A 3,052-nucleotide genomic window follows, 5' to 3' on the forward strand; every position below is an offset into this window, starting at 1 on the left:
TCTCTTAAAGTTTGAGGGCTTTTATCTATAAGTTTTGCAAATTCTCCTATTGAATAATATTTCACTTATACCACCTCTTGAATTTATCATAATATAAATATTATATAAATTCAATATAGTCTTATAAACTTCTATAAAGTTTTATAAACTGTTATCTACCCCCTAATTTATAAATTACCTATTTAATAATATCAAAATACTGGTATATATTACAATATTTCGAAAATAATATAGTACTTTATTCTTATTATACATCAAAAAAATATATTTGGTTAAAATAATTAAGGGTGATAATATTGGATTTCTTAGAAAAAACTTATAGTAAGGCTTTGAATTTTTCTTTTAAAGCTCTAAATCCTATTAAAAAGAAAATTATACATACTCACTGTCGAGTTCATAAATTTATAAATGTACAAGGTGTTAAGATTTTGAAAAGTAATAATTATTTAGGTGAATATAATTTTTTTATGAGTTACATAACTCATATTAACAAAGGTTCTGTATGGGCAGATCAAGATTTTAAAAGTAATGGTCATTTTTATAATCCTTATAAGAAAAAAGGTCTTTATGGTGGGAAAAACGCTATGAATCTTGCAAAAAATTATTATAATAAATCGCTAAAACTTTGGGCCATGGGAAGTTTTAATAAATCTTTATTTTATTTAGGAGCTTGTATTCATATAATTCAAGATATGACAATACCTCAACATGCTAATATAAAACTTCTTGATAATCACAGACAATATGAGAATTTTGTTAAAAAAACTTATACTTATATGAATGAATTTAAATGTAATAAAAATCCTATATTACTAAATTCTATAGACAAATATGTTAGATTTAATGGAAGAATAGCATTAAGAACTTATAAAAAATATAAAAATATAAAATACGATAATGAAAGATTTTATAAAATATCAAAAATATCTCTTCCTATAGCTCAAAGAACTACTGCTGGATGTATGATTTTATTTTATAATGAAATATTTAATAAAAAGACTAAGAAATCTTAGTCTTTTTATCTTATAATATTTTTATTCCTCTAATCTTTCTGTAGGTCCCTGTTTATAAAAATTTCCTTTTTGAACATTATTTTTTCTATAACCTAAATCTGCTTTATACATATCAACCCCAACTTCATTAGCTGTTTCAAGACCTAACTCTTTTGCTATTTTTTTAGTTCTTCTTTCAGATATATTTCTTTCTGTTAAACTAAATTGTTTATTTTTGCCAGACATGTTTATCTCTCCTTATTTTTTTTATTTATCATAGTTATTTTTTGACTAAATACAAATATAATTCTAAGAACATTTTGGATATATACTTTGTTAAATTATTAATATTATTGTTATGTGTTTAAAATATTGATACAATTTAAATGGAAATACAAAGAAAAGGATGGTAAACCATGAGAAATTTGACTTTACTTACTGATTTATATCAGCTAACTATGATGAACGGTTATTTCATTGAAAATGTCCATCAAGATACTGTTGTATTTGACATGTTTTTTAGAAAAAATCCATGTAATGGTGGATATACTATTGTTTGTGGAATAGAGCAATTAGTAGATTACATAAATAATTTAAAATTTGAAGATGAAGACATAGAATATCTTGAAAGTCTTAATTTATTCTCAAAAGACTTTTTAAGTTTCTTAAAGAACTTTAAATTTACAGGAGATATATATGCAGTAGAAGAAGGCTCTGTAATGTTTCCAAATGAACCTATAATAAGAGTTAAAGCTCCACTTTATCAGGCTCAGCTTATAGAAACCTCCCTTCTTAATATAATAAACTTTCAATCCCTAATTGCTACTAAAGCTTCTCGTGTATGCTTTGCTGCACAAGGAGATTCTGTTCTTGAGTTTGGGCTAAGACGAGCACAAGGTCCTGATGCTGGACTTTATGGAGCTAGAGCTGCAGTTATAGGAGGGTGCAGTGGAACTGCAAATGTACTTGCAGGTAAGATGTTTGATATTCCTATAGTTGGAACTCATGCTCACAGCTGGGTTCAAAAATTTGACTCTGAAATTGAAAGTTTCAGAGCTTATGCTAAGGTTTATCCAAATAAAGCGCTTCTTTTAGTAGACACATATGATGTTTTAAATAGCGGCATTCCAAATGCTATTAAAGTATTCAATGAACTTAAAGAAAAAGGATATAAACCACTAGGAATTAGAATAGATTCAGGTGATCTAGAATATATTTCAAAAGAAGCTAGAAAAATGCTCAATAAGGCTGGTTTTGAAGATGTATCTATTGTTGCATCTAATGATTTAGATGAATACAGAATATCCAACCTAAAAAATTCAGGTGCAAAAATAAACAGCTGGGGAGTTGGAACAAAACTTATTACTTCTAGTGATTGTCCAGCTCTAGGTGGAGTTTATAAGTTATGCTCATCAGAAGAAAACGGAAAACTTGTTCCTAAAATTAAAATATCAGAAGACCCTGAAAAAATAACTAACCCAGGATATAAAAAAGTAATTAGAATATATAATAAAAATAATAAAGCTGAAGCTGATTTAATACTATTAGATGAAGAAATCATAGATGAAACTAAAGACCTCACTATATTCCATCCTGTATATACATGGAAGAAAAAAACATTTAGAGATTATTCTATTAAAGAGCTTTTAAAGCCATTATTCATCAATGGTAAATGCTTACACGAAAGAAAAAGCGTTATGGATATAAGAGAATTTACTAAGAATGAGCTTAATACTTTATGGCCTCAATACAGAAGAATAGATTCTCCTGAAGAATATAAAGTTGACCTTTCTCAAAAACTTTGGGAATTAAAAACTAATATGATAAATGAAAAAAAACAAAAATAATTATACAGCAAATGCTTGTGTTAGTTAATACAACTAACACAAGCATTTTATAAAATCTATATATTTTCAGCTGCTTCAAATTCATTTTCTATATATTTTTCTGCCATTACTGTTGCTGTAGCTCCATCTCCTGCTGCAGTAACAACTTGTCTTAAAATCTTATCTCTACAATCTCCTGCTGCAAATACTCCAGGTATATTTGTTCTCATATTT

The 3,052-nt window shown here is 26.9% G+C and carries 3 protein-coding genes and 1 pseudogene; 2 read left to right on the top strand and 2 right to left on the bottom strand.

The features are described from left to right. Positions 1-287: 287 nt before the first annotated feature. Entirely contained in the window at positions 288-1,013 is a 726-nt protein-coding gene (locus BUA77_RS12980; RefSeq protein ID WP_242939133.1) for a zinc dependent phospholipase C family protein, read from the top strand. A 21-nt stretch (positions 1,014-1,034) separates the two neighbouring features. Here the strand turns inward: BUA77_RS12980 and BUA77_RS12985 are convergent, their stop codons facing one another. Continuing rightward, a complete protein-coding gene (locus BUA77_RS12985; protein ID WP_072890968.1) occupies positions 1,035-1,238 on the bottom strand; it encodes a hypothetical protein in 204 nt (67 codons plus the stop codon). Between the two features lie 170 nt (positions 1,239-1,408). Here BUA77_RS12985 and BUA77_RS12990 point away from each other — a divergent pair, with 170 nt between their 5' ends. Beyond that, a complete protein-coding gene (locus BUA77_RS12990; RefSeq protein WP_072890970.1) occupies positions 1,409-2,839 on the top strand; it encodes a nicotinate phosphoribosyltransferase in 1,431 nt (476 codons plus the stop codon). Between the two features lie 56 nt (positions 2,840-2,895). Here BUA77_RS12990 and BUA77_RS14755 read toward each other — a convergent pair. Next, a pseudogene (locus BUA77_RS14755) lies at positions 2,896-3,052 on the bottom strand (thioredoxin-disulfide reductase); the annotation flags it as partial.

Origin of the sequence: Tepidibacter formicigenes DSM 15518, from assembly GCF_900142235.1 — a bacterium.
In the GTDB taxonomy this organism is placed as follows: Bacteria; Bacillota; Clostridia; order Peptostreptococcales; family Peptostreptococcaceae; genus Tepidibacter; species Tepidibacter formicigenes.